Genomic DNA, 17,675 nt, shown 5'->3' on the forward strand with positions numbered 1-17,675 from the left:
GTGATTATGAATTAAGGTCTTAATCTTATCCTTCGATAATCTTTTTTATCTCTCGTTGATACTTGTTATTATTTTTTTTCAGTTTGCAAATTTACATATAAAAAATTAATATCAACTGTTAAAACAATTGATATTAATTCTCATAAAATATATAAATTATACTCTTCTACGTTTTGGAGGACGACATCCATTATGTGGTAATGGTGTAACATCAATAATCTCTGTTACTTCTATACCAGCATTATGAATTGAACGAATAGCAGATTCTCTACCATTTCCTGGCCCTTTTACATAAACCTTTACTTTCTTTAAACCAGCTTCTTGAGCTACAGCTGCTGCATCTTCTGCCGCTAATTGAGCTGCGTAAGGAGTGTTTTTCTTAGAACCTCTAAATCCCATTTTACCAGCAGAAGACCATGAAATTACGTCTCCTTTTTTATTGGTAAGTGATATAATGATGTTATTAAAAGAAGCTGTAACATGTGCTTCTCCAACAGAATCTACAATAACTTTACGCTTTTTTGTGCTTGTTTTTGCCATATTTTCTAGTTTTCAGTTATTAGTGATAGTCGCTAGAATCCTAAACCTTTATAATTTCAAACAGATTCCTTCCAACGTCTAAATACTAAAGACTATCCCCTCCCGATAATTATCGGGAGCTATCGGGATTAATTATTATTTAGTTGCTTTTTTCTTGTTAGCAACTGTTTTTCTTCTACCTTTTCTAGTTCTAGAGTTGTTTTTAGTACGTTGCCCTCTTAATGGAAGACCCGATCTATGACGAATACCTCTGTAACATCCAATATCCATTAATCGCTTAATGTTTAATTGTGTTTCAGAACGTAATTCACCTTCGATTGTAAAAGCTCCAACAGCTTCACGAATACCACTAATCTGATCATCGTTCCAATCTTGAACTTTTGTGCTTTCGTCAACCTTAGCGGCTGCTAAAATTTCTTTTGCTCTACTTCTACCTATTCCATAGATATAAGTTAAAGAGATTACTCCTCTTTTGTTTTTTGGTATGTCTACACCTGCAATTCTTGCCATAATTACCCTTGTCTTTGTTTAAATCTAGGATTCTTTTTGTTTATAACGTAAAGTCTGCCTTTTCTTCGTACGATTTTACAATCCGCACTTCTCTTTTTAAGTGATGCTCTTACTTTCATCGTATTAGTATCTATAAGTTATTCGAGCCTTTGTTAAATCGTAAGGACTCATTTCTAATTTCACTTTATCTCCTGGTAATAATTTTATATAATGCATACGCATTTTACCAGAAATGTGTGCAGTCACAATATGACCATTTTCTAATTCAACACGAAACATAGCATTTGATAATGCTTCTATAATGGTTCCGTCTTGTTCTATTGCTGCCTGTTTTGCCATAGTAGATATATATTAAGCGCTAGCTTTTCTATTTTTACCAGTTTTCATCAAGCCATCATAATGTCTATTTAACAAGTATGAATTTACTTGTTGCATCGTATCAATTGCAACTCCAACCATGATTAATAATGAAGTTCCTCCAAAAAATAATGCCCATCCTTGTTGTACATCCATAAGTTTAACTATAAATGCTGGGAACACAGCTATAAGTGCTAAAAATATAGATCCTGGTAAGGTTATCTGAGACATTATTTTATCAAGATATTCAGCTGTTTCTGTACCTGGACGAATACCAGGAATAAAACCACCACTTCTTTTTAAATCGTCTGCCATTTTATTTGTTGGTACGGTGATAGCGGTATAGAAATACGTGAATACTATGATTAATAAACCGAATACTACGTTGTACCAAAAGCCAAACATACTTGCTGGACCAAGGTTGGTTACTAACCATGCTCCTACTGATGAATCTTTTAACAAATCTGTACCTCCTATCATACCGGGCACAAACATAATAGCTTGAGCAAATATAATAGGCATTACTCCAGAAGCATTTAGCTTTAATGGAATATACTGTCTTGAACCAGCCATAGCACTTTTCTCATACCCACCAGAAGCAGTTCTTCTTGCATATTGTACAGCTATTTTTCTAACAGCCATAACTAGCATGATTGTAACTAAAATAATAACAAACCAAATAACCAGTTCAAAAAGAATTAACATCACATTGTTACCTTCTAATCTAGTTGCTGCATTTTGAATAAATGACTGTGGTAATGTAGCAATGATACCAACCATGATTAATAATGAAATTCCATTACCTATACCTTTGTCTGTTATTTTTTCACCTAACCACATCGCAAAAATACAGCCTGTAACTAAAATTGTTACTGATGAAAAATAGAATAAAGGTCCAGTGCCTAATAAAAAGGCACTTTGTGGCACACCTAAAGCAGGTAAACTTGCTAAATAACCTGGTGCTTGTAATAAACAAATAGCAATGGTTAACCAACGTGTAATTTGATTCACTTTTTTCTGTCCACTCGCTCCTTCTTTTTGCAATTTCTGTAAATAAGGAATAGCTATACCCATTAATTGTACTACAATAGAAGCAGAAATGTAAGGCATAATACCTAAGGCAAATACAGATGCTCTAGAAAAAGCTCCTCCAGTAAACTGGCTAAGTAATCCTAATAACCCCTGACTAGTTTTGTCTCCTAAGGCTGCTAATTGCGCGGCATCAACACCTGGCAAAGTAACCTGAGTACCGAAACGATATACTAATAACAGACCTAGTGTTACTATGATTCTGTTTCTTAGTTCCTCAATTTTCCAAACATTTTTTAACGATTCTATAAACTTCATACGTATAATATGGTCTTATAATGTTATTGCTTCTCCTCCTGCTGCCTCAATAGCGGCTTTTGCAGTAGCAGTAAATTTATGTGCAGATACTTTTAATTTTGCTTTTAACTCTCCTCTACCTAAAATCTTAACCAGATCATTCTTTCCAGCTAAACGGTTTGAGAATAACGTTTCAAAATCTACCGTATCTTTTATTTTCTTATCATCAACCAATTGTTGTAAAGTATCTAAATTGATACCTTGGTATTCAACACGGTTAATGTTAGTAAAACCAAATTTAGGAACACGTCTTTGAAGTGGCATTTGCCCTCCTTCAAATCCTAGTTTCTTAGAATATCCTGAACGAGATTTAGCTCCTTTGTGACCACGTGTAGCCGTACCACCTTTACCAGAACCTTGTCCTCTTCCTATTCTTTTTCCTTGATTTTTTACTGAACCTTCTGCAGGTTTTAAATTACTTAAATCCATTTTCAGTTTTATATTATTTTGCCTCTTCAACAGAAACTAAATGTGAAACTTTAGCAACCATACCTAATATATTAGGTGTAGCTTCGTGCTCTTTTACTTGACCAATCTTTTTAAGACCTAAAGCTTCTAATGTTCTTTTTTGTCTTTGTGTACGATTGATTGCGCTTTTAACTTTTGTTACTTTAATCTTTGCCATCTCTGTCTGTATTAAGCGTTAAAAACTTGTTCAAGTGAAATACCTCTATCTCTAGCAATTGCGTTAGCATCTCTTAATTGTAATAAAGCATCAAACGTTGCTTTTACCACATTATGAGGGTTAGACGATCCTTGAGATTTTGATAATACATCATGTACACCAACAGCCTCAAGTACAGTTCTAACTGCACCACCAGCAATAACTCCTGTACCAGGAGCGGCAGGAATAATATTTACTCTTGCGCCTCCATATTTACCTTTTTGTTCGTGAGGTAAAGTCCCTTTTCTAATAGGAATTCTTACCAGGTTTTTCTTAGCATCTTCTATTGCTTTTGCTATCGCACTGGCAACATCTTTAGACTTTCCTAAACCTTGTCCTACAACACCTGCTTCATCACCAACTACTACAATTGCTGAAAAACCAAATGCTCTACCTCCTTTTGTTACTTTAGTAACTCTTTGTACGCCAACCAAACGATCTTTAAGATCTAATCCACCTGGTTTTACTAATTCTGCACTTTTATATTTTTTAAACATAATTTCTTAGAATTTAAGTCCTGCTTCTCTAGCTCCTTCAGCTAATGATTTTACTCTTCCATGGTATAAATAACCACCTCTATCAAAAGTAATGGTTTCTACACCAGCTTTTACAGCTTTTTCAGCAAGTGACTTACCTACTAATTTAGCTACTTCTGATTTAGTTGCTTTCGCAGCACTAATGTCTTTATCTCTTGAAGATGCTGCACTGATAGTCTTACCAGTCACATCATCAACCAATTGAGCATAAATTTCCTTATTACTTCTAAAAACAGCTAATCTTGGTCTTGCTTCTGTACCAGAAACTACCTTACGGATTCTGTTTTTTATTCTTAGTCTTCTTTCAGTCTTTGTTAATGCCATAACTTAATTATTAAGCTGATTTACCTGCTTTTCTTCTTATTTCCTCACCAACAAACTTAACCCCTTTTCCTTTGTAAGGCTCTGGTTTTCTAAATCCGCGAATTTTCGCAGCTACTTGACCAACAAGTTGTTTATCGAATGATGTTAACTTTACTATTGGATTTTTCCCTTTTTCTGAAATTGTTTCAACTTTTACTTCTGGAGCAATATTTAAAACAATATTATGAGAAAACCCTAAGGCTAAATCTAATTTTTGACCTTGGTTTGATGCTCTATAACCTACACCTACCAATTCTAATTCTTTAGTCCACCCTTTAGACACACCTTCAATCATGTTATACATTAATGATCTGTATAAACCATGTTTTGCTTTTTGGTCTTTAGTATCAGAAGAACGTGTTACTAAAACATTTCCTTCCTCTACTTTTATCTCTATAGAATCGTAATTTTGTGTTAACTCTCCTAATTTTCCTTTTACAGTTACAACGTTATCTTTAACATCTACTGTTACACCTTCTGGAATGGCTACTGGATTATTTCCTATTCTTGACATTTCTTTTCGGCTTTAAATTAGTAAACATAACATAAAACTTCGCCTCCTACATTGTCTCTTTTAGCTTGCTTACCTGTCATAACTCCATGAGAAGTTGAAACAATAGCAATACCAAGACCATTAAGGATTCTAGGTAAATCGTTAGCTCCGGCATACTTACGTAAACCTGGTGTACTAATTCTTTGAAGTTTTTTAATTACTGGTTCTTTTGTTTCTTTGTTGTACTTAAGCGCTATTTTAATAGTGCCTTGTACAGTCGAATCATCAAATTTATAACTTAAAATATATCCTTGTTCGAATAATATTTTAGTGATATCTTTTTTCAAATTAGATGCAGGTATCTCCACGACTCTGTGGTTAGCACGCACTGCATTTCTAATTCTTGTCAAATAATCCGCAATTGGATCTGAGTACATAATGAATTGATTTTGTGGTCTTGGTTTTCGAACTATTTCGAACCTTAAACCCGATTATTTAAATAATATTACCAACTAGCTTTTCTTACTCCAGGGATAAGACCTTGATTGGCCATCTCTCTAAAAGTTACACGAGAAATTCCAAAAGTTCTCATATAACCTTTTGGTCTTCCTGTTAATTTACATCTATTATGCTGACGAATAGGAGATGCATTTTTAGGTAACTTTTGTAATGCTTCATAATCTCCAGCTTCTTTTAAAGCTTTACGTTTTTCAGCATACTTAGCTACTGTTTTAGATCTTTTTACCTCACGGGCTTTCATTGATTCTTTAGCCATATCTTAGTTCTTTTTAAAAGGTAATCCTAATTCGGTTAATAATGATTTTGCTTCCTTATCTGTTTCTGCAGTTGTTACAAATGTAACATCCATACCAGAAATTTTATTTACTTTATCAATATCTATTTCTGGAAATATAATTTGTTCTGTAATTCCTAAATTATAATTACCACGTCCATCAAATCCAGTCGCTTTAATTCCGCTAAAATCTCTAACACGTGGAAGTGCTGAAGTAACTAAACGATCTAAAAACTCATACATTCTTTCACCACGTAAAGTAACTTTAGCCCCAATTGGCATACCTTTACGCAATTTAAATGATGCAACATCTTTTTTAGATAATGTAGATATCGCTTTTTGTCCAGATATAGCTGTTAACTCGTCTACAGCGTAGTCGATTAGCTTTTTGTCTGCAACTGCCGCTCCAACACCTTTAGATATCACTATCTTAGTAAGTTTAGGAACTTGCATTACATTCTTATATCCAAATTCGTCTGTAAGAGCTGCAATTACTCTGCTTTTATACTCTTCTTTAAGTCTAGGTGAATATGCCATAACTATATTACTTCATTAGATTTTTTTGAAAACCTTACTTTTTTATCGCCTTCTATTTTAAATCCAACTCTTGTCGTTTCTCCTTTTGAAGTTAACAATGATAAGTTAGAAATATGTATAGCTGCTTCTTTTTCTACGATTCCTCCTTGTGGGTTTTGAGCACTTGGTTTCATGTGTTTCTTCACCATGTTTATACCCTCAACGATCGCTTTGTTCTTTCCTATAAATACCTTTTGTACTTTCCCTTCAGACCCTTTATGGTCTCCAGCAATTACTTTTACAGTATCTCCAGTTTTTATTTTAAGCTTTGTCATCTTAAATTAATGTATTAAAGCACCTCTGGTGCTAATGATACAATTTTCATGAATTGTTTATCACGAAGTTCTCTTGCAACAGGACCAAATACACGTGTTCCTCTCATCTCACCCGTTGGGTTTAATAAAACACAAGCGTTATCATCAAATCTTATATAAGATCCGTCTGGTCTTCTTACTTCTTTTTTAGTACGAACAACAACTGCAGTAGAAACAGCACCTTTTTTAATGTTTCCATTAGGTGTTGCATCTTTAACAGAAACAACTATTTTGTCTCCTACAGAAGCGTATCTTCTTTTAGTACCACCTAGAACACGTATTGTTAATACTTCTTTTGCTCCAGTGTTATCTGCTACCTTTAATCTTGATTCTTGCTGTACCATAATTATTTAGCTCTTTCTATGATTTCAACTAATCTCCAACATTTAGATTTACTTAAAGGTCTTGTTTCCATGATTCTTACAGTATCTCCTTCGTTGCAGTCATTTTGCTCGTCGTGTGCAACATATTTTTTTGTTTTTAACACGAACTTACCATACATAGGATGTTTCACTTTTTTAACCTCAGAAACCACAATAGATTTCTGCATTTTGTTACTTGTAACAACTCCTATACGTTCTTTTCTTAAATTTCTTGTTTCCATCTTTCAGCTGAATTATTGTAATTCTCTTTTAGTTAATTCAGTCGCAATTCTAGCTACTGTTCTTCTTATAGAACGTAATTGAATTGGATTCTCTAAAGGAGATATTGCATGAGCCATTTTTAGGTCCGAATAACTTTTTTTAGTCTCACTAAGTTTCTCTTGTAACTCAGCTATTGATAATTCTTTAATTTCTGATTGTTTCATCTGTGATTCTTATTTTTTAATTTGTCAGATGTAATTCGCTATTTATACTTTTCGTTAATATGAAAATTATTAACAGCTCATTTCATAATATCAAATAAATTATGCTTCGTAATCGCGAGCAATTAAAAACTTAGTTTTTACAGGTAGTTTTTGTGCTGCTAAACGTAATGCTTCTTTAGCTACGTCTAATGGCACACCACCTATTTCAAATAAAACGCGTCCTGGTTTCACAACAGCTACCCAATATTCAACGGCACCTTTACCTTTACCCATACGTACTTCAAGAGGTTTCTTTGTGATTGGCTTGTCTGGAAATATTTTAATCCAAAGTTGCCCTTCTCTTTTCATATAACGTGTAGCGGCAATACGTGCAGCTTCTATTTGACGTGATGTTATAAACTTAGAATCCAGTGCTTTAATTCCAAAAGTTCCGCTTGAAAGTTGGTTTCCTCTTTGAGAAAGACCTTTCATACGTCCTTTTTGTTGCTTACGAAATTTTGTTCTTTTAGGCTGTAACATTTTTTTTTACTTTATAAAAAATTACTTTCTACGACGAGATTTGTTATCTCTATTTCCACCATGTCCTCCGGCTCCACCTTTTCCTTGCTTTTTGGATAATCCAACAAGCGGAGAAAGTTCTCTTTTACCATATACTTCGCCTTTCATAATCCATACTTTAACACCCAATCTACCATAAGTAGTGTGTGCCTCAACTAAAGCATAATCAATATCGGCTCTAAAGGTTGATAAAGGAATACGTCCTTCTTTATAGTGTTCGCTACGTGCCATTTCAGCACCATTTAAACGCCCACTAATTTGGATTTTAATTCCTTCAGCATTCATACGCATTGTAGCAGCAATAGCCATTTTTATTGCACGTCTGTATGAAATTCTATTTTCAATTTGACGAGCAATACTAGATCCTACTAAAAATGCATCAAGTTCAGGTCTTTTAATTTCAAAAATATTAATCTGAACTTCTTTTCCAGTAATTTTCTTAAGCTCTTCTTTTAACTTGTCTACCTCTTGTCCACCTTTTCCAATAATGATACCAGGTCTGGCAGTAGTGATAGTAACGGTTACAAGTTTTAAAGTTCTTTCAATAATTACTCTACTTACACTAGCTTTAGATAGACGTGCGTGAACGTATTTTCTAATTTTATCGTCTTCGGCAAGCTTATCTCCATAATCATTACCTCCGTACCAGTTAGATTCCCATCCTCTGATAATACCTAAGCGATTCCCGATTGGATTTGTTTTTTGTCCCATATCTTATCTTAGCTTTGTGTGTTATTGTTAGCTCCAACTACGATCGTTACGTGGTTAGAACGTTTTCTTATTCTGTGTGCACGACCTTGAGGAGCAGGACGCAATCTTTTTAACATAGATCCGCTGTCAACTTTAATCTCCTTTACAAATAATTCAGCTGCTTCAACATCAGCATTTTCGTTTTTAGATTGCCAGTTTGCAATTGCAGACAACAACAATTTCTCTAAACGACCTGATGCTTCCTTTTGGTTGAACTTTAAAATATTAAGTGCATGTTCTACTTTTTCACCTCTTACTAAATCGGCTACTAAACGCATTTTTCTCGGTGATGTAGGACAATTATTAAGTTTAGCAAAAGCAACTTGCTTTTTTGCTTCCTTAATAGCGTCTGCCATTTGTTTTTTACGACTTCCCATAGCTTACTACTTTTTACCTTTATTTTTAGCACCTGCATGCCCACGGAATGAACGTGTTGGTGAAAATTCTCCTAATTTATGACCTACCATGTTTTCTGTTACATATACTGGTACAAATTGACGGCCATTATGTACTGCTATTGTTTGTCCAACAAAATCTGGAGTAATCATACTGGCTCTAGACCAAGTTTTGATTACTGTTTTTTTGTTAGCTTCAAGATTTGCAGCCACTTTTTTCTCTAATTTATAATGAACGTAAGGTCCTTTTTTTAATGATCTTGACATATCTTATTTCTTTCTACGTTCTACAATATATTTATTACTTGCTTTAGTCTTAGAACGAGTTCTATAACCTTTAGCCGGTATACCATTTCTAGAACGCGGGTGTCCTCCTGAAGATTTACCTTCACCACCTCCCATTGGGTGATCAACCGGATTCATTACTACTGGTCTAGTACGTGGTCTTCTTCCTAACCATCTTGTTCTACCTGCCTTACCAGACACCAATAATTGATGATCTGAGTTAGACACAACACCTATCGTTGCCATACAATTAACAAGAATTAATCTTGTTTCTCCTGAAGGTAATTTAATAGTTGCGAATTTACCATCTCTTGCCATTAACTGAGCAAAAGCTCCAGCACTACGTGCCATTACCGCACCTTGACCTGGACGTAACTCTACACAAGAAATGATAGTTCCTAATGGAATTTCACTTAACGGCATTGCATTTCCGATTTCTGGAGCAACACTTGATGCACCTGAAACAACATTTTGCCCAACTTGTAAACCATTTTGAGCAATGATGTATCTTTTTTCGCCATCTTGATAATTCAATAAAGCGATAAAAGCTGTTCTGTTTGGATCGTATTCAATTGACTTAACTTCTGCCGGAATACCGGTTTTGTCACGTTTAAAATCGATAATACGATACTTTCTTTTATGACCTCCGCCTTTGTAGCGCATGGTCATTTTTCCTTGACTGTTTCTACCACCAGACCTTTTATTCGGAACGAGTAAACTCTTTTCCGGCTTATCAGTAGTTATGGCGTCAAATCCATTTACTACTCTAAATCGCTGTCCTGGTGTGATTGGTTTTAATTTTCTTACTGACATTGTTGTCTAATTACATGTTACTGTATAAATCAATCATTTCACCTTCCGCCAGTTGTACAATTGCTTTTTTAACAGCATTTGTTTTACCATGTTGAATACCAGTTTTTGTATACTTGGTACTACGATCTGGACGGACATTTATAGTACGAACTTTTTCAACAGAAACACCATAAGCAGCTTCCACTGCCTTTTTGATTTCTACCTTGTTCGCCTTTGTATTCACCGCGAAAGTATAGCAGTTTCTTAACTCGCTATCTGCAGTCGCTTTTTCTGTGATTATAGGTTTAATTAAGATACTCATCTGTTTCTTATTTACTTAAGTTTGTTTCAATTCCTTCTAAGGCACCTTCTAAAAGCACTATTTGATTTGCATTTAGAATTTTGTAAGTACTTAATTCTGAAGACGTTATAACTTCAGAACCTTTTAAATTACGCGATGACAAATATACATTATTATTTGACCCACCCAACACAAACAAAGACTTTTTGTTTTCAAGCTCTAATGCTTTTAAAACTGCTGTAAAGTTTTTAGTTTTTGGAGCATCAAAATTAAAGTCTTCTAAAACTGTAATTGACTTTTCTCCTGCTTTAATACTTAATGCAGATTTACGTGCTAAACGCTTAACATTTTTATTAAGTTTGAAGCTATAATTTCTTGGTCTTGGGCCAAACATACGGCCTCCTCCTTTAAATATACCTGACTTAATACTACCTGCTCTTGCGGTACCAGTTCCTTTTTGCTTTTTAATTTTACGCGTACTTCCAGTAATCTCACCTCTTTCTTTAGATTTGTGAGTTCCTTGTCTTTGATTTGCTAAATACTGTTTAACATCCAAATATACAGCGTGATTATTAGGCTCAATAGCGAACACATCTTTAGAAAGGTCTGCCTTTCTACCTGTGTCTTTTCCGTTTATATCTAAAACTGCTACTTTCATTATTTTCTAATAATTACATAAGCGCTTTTATGTCCAGGAACACATCCTTTAACAACAAGTAGATTCTTTTCAGCAACTACTTTTAAAACTCTTAAATTTTGAACTTTTACTGTGTCTCCACCCATTCTTCCTGCCATCTTCATTCCTTTAAAAACTCTTGCAGGGTAAGAAGCTGCTCCAATAGAACCAGGTGCTCTTAAACGATTGTGTTGACCGTGAGTCGCTTGACCTACACCACCAAAACCATGACGTTTTACAACCCCTTGGAATCCTTTTCCTTTTGATGTTCCTGAAACATCAACAAATTCACCTTCTTCAAAGTGCTCTACAGTGATTGCATCACCTAATTTGTACTCCTCCTCAAAACCTTTGAATTCGACGATTTTACGCTTTACAGAAGTACCTGCTTTTTTTGCATGACCTAAGTCTGCTTTAGTAGCACTTTTTTCTGTCGCGTCATCGAAACCTAATTGAACAGCTTCATAGCCATCAATTTCTTCGGTTCTGACTTGGGTAACGATACATGGTCCAGCTTGGATAACTGTACAAGGAATGTTCTTCCCGTTGTCATCAAAGATGCTGGTCATACCGATTTTTTTTCCAATTAACCCAGACATTTTAATTTACGATTTACGATTGTTGATTTTTAAATTTAAAATCTTCAATCTTTGTTATTAATTTACTTATTTAAAAAAATTCAGGGACAAAATACTTTTCGTCCCTGAAATGTATTTTTCCGTTTTTCCCGCGACCGCATCGGTGGGACATTTTCATTTCCGTAAAAACGGAAATCTTATACTTCTAATCTCTTACTTTTAATGAGATTTCCACCTTCGTGGGAATGGAAATTAAACTTTAATTTCCACCTCAACTCCACTTGGTAACTCAAGCTTCATTAACGCATCAATTGTTTTTGATGACGAAGAGTAGATATCTAATAACCTCTTATAAGAGCTTAATTGAAATTGTTCTCTTGATTTCTTGTTTACGTGTGGTGAACGTAATACAGTGAAAATTTTCTTGTGCGTTGGTAATGGAATTGGTCCAGTTACAACAGCTCCAGTACTTTTTACTGTTTTTACAATCTTATCAGCAGATTTGTCTACTAAGTTGTGATCGTAAGATTTTAATTTTATTCTGATTTTTTGACTCATTTTCTTAGATTTTAAGCTTCAACACCTTTTGCTGCCTTGATCACTTCTTCAGATATATTTGAAGGTGTTTCAGCATAATGTGAAAATTCCATTGTTGACGTTGCACGACCTGATGATAATGTTCTTAATGTTGTTACATAACCAAACATTTCAGATAATGGCACAGTAGCTTTTACAGTTTTCGCACCAGCTCTATCACCCATATCACTTACTTGCCCTCTTCTTCTATTTAAATCTCCAACAATATCACCCATGTTTTCTTCAGGTGTAATTACCTCAAGTTTCATGATAGGCTCCATAATCACCGCTTTTGCAGCTTTTGCAGAGTTTTTAAATCCAAGTTTCGCAGCCAATTCGAATGATAATTGATCTGAATCCACATCATGGTAAGAACCATCCGTTAATGTTACTTTCATAGCATCAACTTCGTATCCTGCCAATGGACCATTTTGCATAGCCATTTTGAATCCTTTTTCAATAGATGGAATAAATTCTTTAGGAACGTTACCACCTTTGATTTCAGAAATAAACTCTAATCCTACTTTTCCTTCTTCAGCAGGCTCAAGTGTAAATACAATATCTGCGAATTTACCACGTCCACCAGATTGTTTCTTATAAACTTCTCTGTGTTCTGCACGTTGTGTAATAGCTTCTTTGTACTCAACTTGTGGTTGACCTTGATTTACTTCAACCTTAAACTCACGTTTAAGACGGTCTACAATAATATCTAAGTGAAGCTCACCCATTCCAGAAATAATAGTCTGTCCTGAAGCTTCATCTGTTCTCGCTGTAAATGTTGGATCTTCTTCTGCTAATTTAGCTAAAGACATTCCTAATTTATCAACATCTGCTTTAGTTTTAGGCTCAACTGCGATACCAATTACTGGATCTGGGAAGTCCATAGATTCTAAAACAATAGGATTCTTTTCATCAGACATAGTATCTCCTGTCTTGATATCCTTAAATCCAACTGCTGCTCCAATATCTCCTGCTTCGATATAATCGATAGCATTTTGTTTGTTAGAGTGCATTTGGTAGATACGTGAGATACGTTCTTTTTTACCTGAACGGTTGTTCAATATATAAGAACCTGCGTCTAAACGACCAGAGTAAGCTCTAAAAAATGCTAAACGACCAACGAAAGGATCTGTAGCAATTTTAAACGCTAAAGCCGCAAATGGATCTTTAACATCTGGCTTACGTATAGCTTCATCTCCTGTTCTTGGGTCTGTCCCTACAATGTTATCCCTATCTGTTGGAGAAGGTAAGTAACGACAAACAGCATCTAATAAGAACTGCACCCCTTTATTTTTGAAAGCAGAACCACAAATCATAGGAATGATAGCCATATCCATTACAGCAGCTCTAAGTGCAGCATGCACTTCTTCTTCTGTAATAGAATCTTCATCTTCCATGAATTTCTCTAAAAGGTTCTCATCGTAAGTCGCAACTTCTTCAATTAAAAGTGCACGGTACTTACGAGCTTCTTCTTTCATATCTTCTGGAATATCAATCACATCAAAAGTTGCCCCTTGAGTTTCGTCATGCCATACAATAGCACGGTTTTTTACTAAATCGATAATCCCTTTAAAGTCTGCCTCATCACCAATGTTTAAAACGATTGGCACGGCGTTAGACTTTAACATATCTTTTACTTGTTGACAAACACCTAAAAAGTTTGACCCTTGACGGTCCATTTTATTAACGAAACCAATTCTAGGCACTTTATAGTTATCTGCTAGTCTCCAGTTAGTTTCAGATTGTGGCTCAACACCATCAACCGCACTAAATAAGAATACTAAACCATCAAGTACACGTAATGAACGATTTACTTCAACTGTAAAATCTACGTGACCGGGTGTGTCAATTATATTAAAGTGATATCCTTTTGTTTCAGAAGTTGGTTGCCCATTTTCAATTGGGAATTTCCACTCACAAGTAGTCGCAGCAGAAGTAATTGTAATACCTCTTTCTTGCTCTTGCTCCATCCAGTCCATTGTTGCAGCACCATCATGTACTTCTCCAATTTTATGAGATACGCCTGTATAATAAAGAATACGCTCTGTAGTAGTAGTTTTTCCTGCGTCAATGTGCGCAGCAATACCTATATTTCTAGTGAATTTTAAATCTCTTGCCATGTCGTATTAAAATCTAAAGTGAGAGAATGCTTTATTAGCTTCCGCCATTTTATGAGTATCAACTCTTTTCTTAACTGCTGCTCCTTCTTCTTTAGCTGCTGCTAAAATTTCTGAAGCTAAACGATTAGCCATAGATTTTTCGTTTCTCTTTCTTGCGTAGCTAATTAGCCATTTCATTGCCGTAGAAACTTTACGATCTGGACGAATCTGCATTGGGATTTGGAATGTTGCACCTCCAACACGACGACTACGTACTTCTACGTGAGGCATCACATTTGACAAAGCATCTTTCCAAGTTTCTAATGCTGTTTTTTCTTCGTCAGTTTTTTTCGAATCTACAATATCAATTGCATCGTAGAATACTTTAAAAGCGACAGACTTCTTTCCATCCCACATCATCATGTTAACGAAACGAGTTACTAACTGATCGTTAAAACGTGGATCTGGTAAAAGCGGTCTTTTTTTTGCTGCTCTTTTTCTCATGTCTTCTTCTTAAAGTTTTAAATTACTTCTTAGGGCGTTTTGCACCATACTTAGATCTACGTTGTGTTCTACCTGAAACACCTGCTGTGTCTAAAGCTCCACGAACGATATGATATCTAACTCCTGGCAAATCTTTTACCCTTCCACCTCTAACCAATACTATCGAGTGCTCTTGTAGATTATGTCCTTCTCCACCAATGTATGCATTCACCTCGTTACCGTTTGTTAAACGAACCCTTGCTACCTTACGCATCGCTGAGTTTGGTTTTTTAGGAGTTGTCGTGTAAACACGAGTACACACACCACGTCTTTGCGGACAAGAATCTAAAGCAGCCGATTTACTCTTCTTGGTTATTTTGGCTCTTCCTGTTCTTACTAATTGTGAAATTGTTGGCATATATAATATATATAAATTTTAAAATCCTCTTTTAAGAGGGCTGCAAAGGTAGAAATTAAAATGAATAATTCAAACCCTAAATCATTAATTTTCATATCGTAATGATTTTTTGTTTTTTATGTAATGAGGAACTCCCTCATTTCTCCATCTATTTGTCTAATTTCGTCTTTAAAATGACATAGATTACTTGTCCTTTTTTCATAAAATACCTGAGTTATTTTACATAGAATTTAAAAATTATCTCATCCTCTATATTATAAGTCTACGTTTTCCGTTAGATTTACACAATAAACAGCTAGTTATAAAGTGCAAAAAACTTCTTTTTTATTCTTTATTATATATATACTTTTTTCTTCGGAACTGTTTTGCCAAAATTTATATCTTAAAATTAATGGCCATACCGAATTTGAAACCGATGTTATAGATTCTTTAAACTATTTAAAAGCTCATAAGGATTATGCTTCAATTAAACATGAGGCAGACTCAGTGCAAAAAAGGCTTTTTAAAATGGGATACATTGAAAACGGCTTTAAAGAAATCATTAAAATAAATGATTCGTCATTTAAAACTCAAGTTCATTTAAAAAAGAAATTTAACACCATATATATATACTATGACAAAACAGAGGTTAAACGTTCTTTTTTAGAAGTCATTTCAAAAAACGTTTTTGATGATTATTTTGAATTAGAATTTATAAACATTGAAAAGGCTTTAAACTTTATTAATTCTAAAATTTCAGAGGAAGGACTACCTTTTTCTAAACTACGTTTGTCTAATATTAAAATTAAGGACAACTTCAATTTATCTGCACATTTGATAATTGAATCGAAAAAAAGCAAAAGAGTTATTAATAATATCATCATTAAAGGTTATGAAAAATTTCCACGCTCCTACCTAAAACATTATTTAAAAATTAAACCATCTCAAGTTTTCGATTTAGCTAAAATTGAAAACAAGACCAACCAATTAACCAATTTAAAATTTGCCAACGAAATAAAATCTCCCGAAGTTTTATTTTCTAAAGACTCGACAACGTTGTATTTATATCTTGAAAAAGCAAAAAGTAATTCTTTTGATGGTTTCTTAGGTTTTGGTACCAATGAAGAAACAAATAAACTGGACTTTGATGGCTATTTAAACTTAAATTTAACCAATAACTTAAATTTTGGTGAGTCATTTAAACTCCTTTACAAAAGTGATGAGAACGATCAAGACACCTTTCAAACTGATTTAACCTTACCTTATTTATTTAATTCTCCAATAGGTGTCGATTTACAATTACAGATTTTTAAAAAAGATTCATCATTCACAACTGTAAATCAGTCATTAAAACTACATTATCAAATAAATCCAAAACATAAATTATATGCTGGGCTTCTTTTTACTGAGTCAAATAATCTATTAACAGAAGGCACATTATCTATTTTAGATTATAAAACACAATACTACACACTTGCTTACGAGTATATAAAGTCACAACCTTACAATCTTCTTTTCTCAATACATTCTAAACTATATCTGGAAGCAAATTTTGGAGAAAGAAAAGCAAATAACACCCAAGAAAAACAATCTCAGTTCTATATGGACGCATTTAAAATCTTTAACTTAAACAGAAAAAACAGCCTATTTTTAAGACTGAACGGCGCTTCTTTAAATTCTAATACTTATTTCGAAAATGAATTATTCCGATTTGGAGGTATCAATTCCATTAGAGGGTTTGAAGAAAACAGCCTATTTTCTTCTTTATTTGGTTTAATCAATACAGAATACAGGTATCAACTTAACAACTCAATTTATATTCATTCAATTATAGATGCTGCCTATTTTGAAAATAAAATTTTAAATACCAAGGAAAAACTTTTTGGATACGGTTTAGGCTTTGGTATTCTTACTCAAGCCGGGTTATTTAAATTTAACTACGCTAATGGAAAAAATGAAAATCAAAAATTCAAACTCTCCAATTCTAAAATACACTTAAGCCTGATAGCTAATTTTTAACTTTCACTGTGTATTTTCATATTTTTAAATTGAAATCATAAATAACACCATTTTAGCAACTTAATTAAGCATCCTTTTTATGTCATTTTACGGCTGTCCTACAAGTTGTTTTTCAAATTAACCTATCTTGTTTAAAACATTCACTAAAAAAACACATACAACACATTGAAAAAAAATTCATTACACTTTTAAGCCAAATTTTATATCCAACTTTTATAATTGACTAATTCAAAATAAATATAAAATGAAAACAAATTTTAGAACTGTTTAAAAAAGGCAGCTTCTTTTTATTTAAAAGTCAATATTCCAATAAAACCCCGTTATTTTTGCATTTTTTCTTAGATTTCCCCGTTAAAAGGCAAATTTTAACCATTATTTATTGTTTTATTAACTTTTTATTATGATTTTTGGCATTGACTAATTCAA

The 17,675-nt window shown here is 33.9% G+C and carries 30 protein-coding genes; 1 reads left to right on the plus strand and 29 read right to left on the minus strand.

The genetic code is table 11. The features are described from left to right. Positions 1 to 156: 156 nt before the first annotated feature. The 29 genes from rpsK to rpsL all read right to left on the minus strand — a co-directional run bounded on the left by rpsK (position 157) and on the right by rpsL (position 15,251). Complete coding sequence (rpsK, locus tag Q4Q35_RS15645; protein ID WP_135877609.1) at positions 157 to 540, minus strand: 30S ribosomal protein S11; 384 nt, start codon at positions 538 to 540, stop codon at positions 157 to 159. A gap of 135 nt (positions 541 to 675) precedes the next feature. After that, complete coding sequence (gene rpsM / locus Q4Q35_RS15650; protein WP_303278943.1) at positions 676 to 1,050, minus strand: 30S ribosomal protein S13; 375 nt, start codon at positions 1,048 to 1,050, stop codon at positions 676 to 678. A 2-nt stretch (positions 1,051 to 1,052) separates the two neighbouring features. Beyond that, the gene (gene ykgO / locus Q4Q35_RS15655; protein WP_010181906.1) at positions 1,053 to 1,169 is read right to left on the minus strand and encodes a type B 50S ribosomal protein L36; all 117 of its coding nucleotides are present in this window, start codon (positions 1,167 to 1,169) and stop codon (positions 1,053 to 1,055) included. 4 nt (positions 1,170 to 1,173) lie between these two features. Further along, the gene (gene infA / locus Q4Q35_RS15660) at positions 1,174 to 1,389 is read right to left on the minus strand and encodes a translation initiation factor IF-1 (RefSeq protein ID WP_007094967.1); all 216 of its coding nucleotides are present in this window, start codon (positions 1,387 to 1,389) and stop codon (positions 1,174 to 1,176) included. A 12-nt stretch (positions 1,390 to 1,401) separates the two neighbouring features. Further along, a complete protein-coding gene (secY, locus tag Q4Q35_RS15665; RefSeq protein ID WP_303278947.1) occupies positions 1,402 to 2,754 on the minus strand; it encodes a preprotein translocase subunit SecY in 1,353 nt (450 codons plus the stop codon). 15 nt (positions 2,755 to 2,769) lie between these two features. Further along, positions 2,770 to 3,222, minus strand: coding sequence for a 50S ribosomal protein L15 (gene rplO, locus Q4Q35_RS15670; protein ID WP_303278948.1), 453 nt, complete (start codon positions 3,220 to 3,222; stop codon positions 2,770 to 2,772). A 13-nt stretch (positions 3,223 to 3,235) separates the two neighbouring features. Continuing rightward, complete coding sequence (gene rpmD / locus Q4Q35_RS15675; RefSeq protein ID WP_274184822.1) at positions 3,236 to 3,418, minus strand: 50S ribosomal protein L30; 183 nt, start codon at positions 3,416 to 3,418, stop codon at positions 3,236 to 3,238. A gap of 11 nt (positions 3,419 to 3,429) precedes the next feature. Continuing rightward, positions 3,430 to 3,954, minus strand: coding sequence for a 30S ribosomal protein S5 (rpsE, locus tag Q4Q35_RS15680; RefSeq protein ID WP_303278950.1), 525 nt, complete (start codon positions 3,952 to 3,954; stop codon positions 3,430 to 3,432). A 6-nt stretch (positions 3,955 to 3,960) separates the two neighbouring features. Then, positions 3,961 to 4,317, minus strand: a complete 357-nt coding sequence (gene rplR, locus Q4Q35_RS15685; protein ID WP_303278951.1) for a 50S ribosomal protein L18 — start codon at positions 4,315 to 4,317, stop codon at positions 3,961 to 3,963. A 10-nt stretch (positions 4,318 to 4,327) separates the two neighbouring features. Continuing rightward, positions 4,328 to 4,870: a 50S ribosomal protein L6 gene (gene rplF / locus Q4Q35_RS15690; RefSeq protein ID WP_303278952.1), complete on the minus strand. Its 543-nt coding sequence runs from the start codon at positions 4,868 to 4,870 to the stop codon at positions 4,328 to 4,330. A 17-nt stretch (positions 4,871 to 4,887) separates the two neighbouring features. Further along, positions 4,888 to 5,286 carry a 30S ribosomal protein S8 gene (gene rpsH, locus Q4Q35_RS15695; protein ID WP_102757008.1) on the minus strand — a complete coding sequence of 133 codons (399 nt, stop codon included), beginning with the start codon at positions 5,284 to 5,286 and terminating at the stop codon, positions 4,888 to 4,890. 68 nt (positions 5,287 to 5,354) lie between these two features. Continuing rightward, the gene (gene rpsN, locus Q4Q35_RS15700; RefSeq protein WP_042499141.1) at positions 5,355 to 5,624 is read right to left on the minus strand and encodes a 30S ribosomal protein S14; all 270 of its coding nucleotides are present in this window, start codon (positions 5,622 to 5,624) and stop codon (positions 5,355 to 5,357) included. Positions 5,625 to 5,627: 3 nt separating this feature from the next. Beyond that, positions 5,628 to 6,179, minus strand: a complete 552-nt coding sequence (gene rplE / locus Q4Q35_RS15705) for a 50S ribosomal protein L5 (RefSeq protein ID WP_303278953.1) — start codon at positions 6,177 to 6,179, stop codon at positions 5,628 to 5,630. 2 nt (positions 6,180 to 6,181) lie between these two features. Next, positions 6,182 to 6,493 (minus strand): 50S ribosomal protein L24, encoded by a 312-nt coding sequence (gene rplX / locus Q4Q35_RS15710; RefSeq protein WP_303278954.1) that lies wholly within the window; start codon positions 6,491 to 6,493, stop codon positions 6,182 to 6,184. 14 nt (positions 6,494 to 6,507) lie between these two features. Beyond that, a complete protein-coding gene (gene rplN, locus Q4Q35_RS15715; RefSeq protein WP_019386277.1) occupies positions 6,508 to 6,876 on the minus strand; it encodes a 50S ribosomal protein L14 in 369 nt (122 codons plus the stop codon). 2 nt (positions 6,877 to 6,878) lie between these two features. Then, the gene (gene rpsQ / locus Q4Q35_RS15720) at positions 6,879 to 7,136 is read right to left on the minus strand and encodes a 30S ribosomal protein S17 (protein ID WP_139001948.1); all 258 of its coding nucleotides are present in this window, start codon (positions 7,134 to 7,136) and stop codon (positions 6,879 to 6,881) included. 12 nt (positions 7,137 to 7,148) lie between these two features. Further along, positions 7,149 to 7,340, minus strand: coding sequence for a 50S ribosomal protein L29 (rpmC, locus tag Q4Q35_RS15725; protein WP_303278955.1), 192 nt, complete (start codon positions 7,338 to 7,340; stop codon positions 7,149 to 7,151). 99 nt (positions 7,341 to 7,439) lie between these two features. Then, positions 7,440 to 7,859 carry a 50S ribosomal protein L16 gene (gene rplP / locus Q4Q35_RS15730; protein WP_303278956.1) on the minus strand — a complete coding sequence of 140 codons (420 nt, stop codon included), beginning with the start codon at positions 7,857 to 7,859 and terminating at the stop codon, positions 7,440 to 7,442. Between the two features lie 21 nt (positions 7,860 to 7,880). Beyond that, positions 7,881 to 8,609 (minus strand): 30S ribosomal protein S3, encoded by a 729-nt coding sequence (rpsC, locus tag Q4Q35_RS15735; protein WP_303278957.1) that lies wholly within the window; start codon positions 8,607 to 8,609, stop codon positions 7,881 to 7,883. Between the two features lie 8 nt (positions 8,610 to 8,617). Next, a complete protein-coding gene (rplV, locus tag Q4Q35_RS15740) occupies positions 8,618 to 9,025 on the minus strand; it encodes a 50S ribosomal protein L22 (RefSeq protein ID WP_303278959.1) in 408 nt (135 codons plus the stop codon). Between the two features lie 6 nt (positions 9,026 to 9,031). Next, positions 9,032 to 9,310 (minus strand): 30S ribosomal protein S19, encoded by a 279-nt coding sequence (rpsS, locus tag Q4Q35_RS15745; RefSeq protein WP_303278960.1) that lies wholly within the window; start codon positions 9,308 to 9,310, stop codon positions 9,032 to 9,034. 3 nt (positions 9,311 to 9,313) lie between these two features. After that, positions 9,314 to 10,141 carry a 50S ribosomal protein L2 gene (rplB, locus tag Q4Q35_RS15750; RefSeq protein ID WP_303278961.1) on the minus strand — a complete coding sequence of 276 codons (828 nt, stop codon included), beginning with the start codon at positions 10,139 to 10,141 and terminating at the stop codon, positions 9,314 to 9,316. 10 nt (positions 10,142 to 10,151) lie between these two features. Then, the gene (gene rplW, locus Q4Q35_RS15755) at positions 10,152 to 10,442 is read right to left on the minus strand and encodes a 50S ribosomal protein L23 (protein WP_303278962.1); all 291 of its coding nucleotides are present in this window, start codon (positions 10,440 to 10,442) and stop codon (positions 10,152 to 10,154) included. A 7-nt stretch (positions 10,443 to 10,449) separates the two neighbouring features. Then, positions 10,450 to 11,079: a 50S ribosomal protein L4 gene (rplD, locus tag Q4Q35_RS15760; RefSeq protein WP_303278963.1), complete on the minus strand. Its 630-nt coding sequence runs from the start codon at positions 11,077 to 11,079 to the stop codon at positions 10,450 to 10,452. After that, a complete protein-coding gene (gene rplC, locus Q4Q35_RS15765) occupies positions 11,079 to 11,696 on the minus strand; it encodes a 50S ribosomal protein L3 (RefSeq protein ID WP_303278964.1) in 618 nt (205 codons plus the stop codon). Before rplC ends, rplD begins: the two co-directional genes overlap by 1 nt. A 231-nt stretch (positions 11,697 to 11,927) precedes the next feature. Continuing rightward, positions 11,928 to 12,233 (minus strand): 30S ribosomal protein S10, encoded by a 306-nt coding sequence (rpsJ, locus tag Q4Q35_RS15770; protein ID WP_007650482.1) that lies wholly within the window; start codon positions 12,231 to 12,233, stop codon positions 11,928 to 11,930. Positions 12,234 to 12,244: 11 nt separating this feature from the next. Then, positions 12,245 to 14,371 carry an elongation factor G gene (gene fusA, locus Q4Q35_RS15775; RefSeq protein WP_303278965.1) on the minus strand — a complete coding sequence of 709 codons (2,127 nt, stop codon included), beginning with the start codon at positions 14,369 to 14,371 and terminating at the stop codon, positions 12,245 to 12,247. Positions 14,372 to 14,377: 6 nt separating this feature from the next. Next, a complete protein-coding gene (gene rpsG / locus Q4Q35_RS15780; protein WP_135877589.1) occupies positions 14,378 to 14,854 on the minus strand; it encodes a 30S ribosomal protein S7 in 477 nt (158 codons plus the stop codon). 22 nt (positions 14,855 to 14,876) lie between these two features. Next, on the minus strand, positions 14,877 to 15,251 hold the full coding sequence (rpsL, locus tag Q4Q35_RS15785; protein WP_102756994.1) for a 30S ribosomal protein S12: 375 nt from the start codon (positions 15,249 to 15,251) through the stop codon (positions 14,877 to 14,879). A gap of 306 nt (positions 15,252 to 15,557) precedes the next feature. Between rpsL and Q4Q35_RS15790 the strand changes: the two genes are divergently transcribed. Then, positions 15,558 to 17,249 (plus strand): POTRA domain-containing protein, encoded by a 1,692-nt coding sequence (locus tag Q4Q35_RS15790; RefSeq protein ID WP_303278967.1) that lies wholly within the window; start codon positions 15,558 to 15,560, stop codon positions 17,247 to 17,249. The last annotated feature ends 426 nt before the right edge of the window (positions 17,250 to 17,675 follow it).

It is taken from the genome of Flavivirga aquimarina (assembly GCF_030540835.1).
Lineage (GTDB): Bacteria > Bacteroidota > Bacteroidia > Flavobacteriales > Flavobacteriaceae > Flavivirga > Flavivirga aquimarina.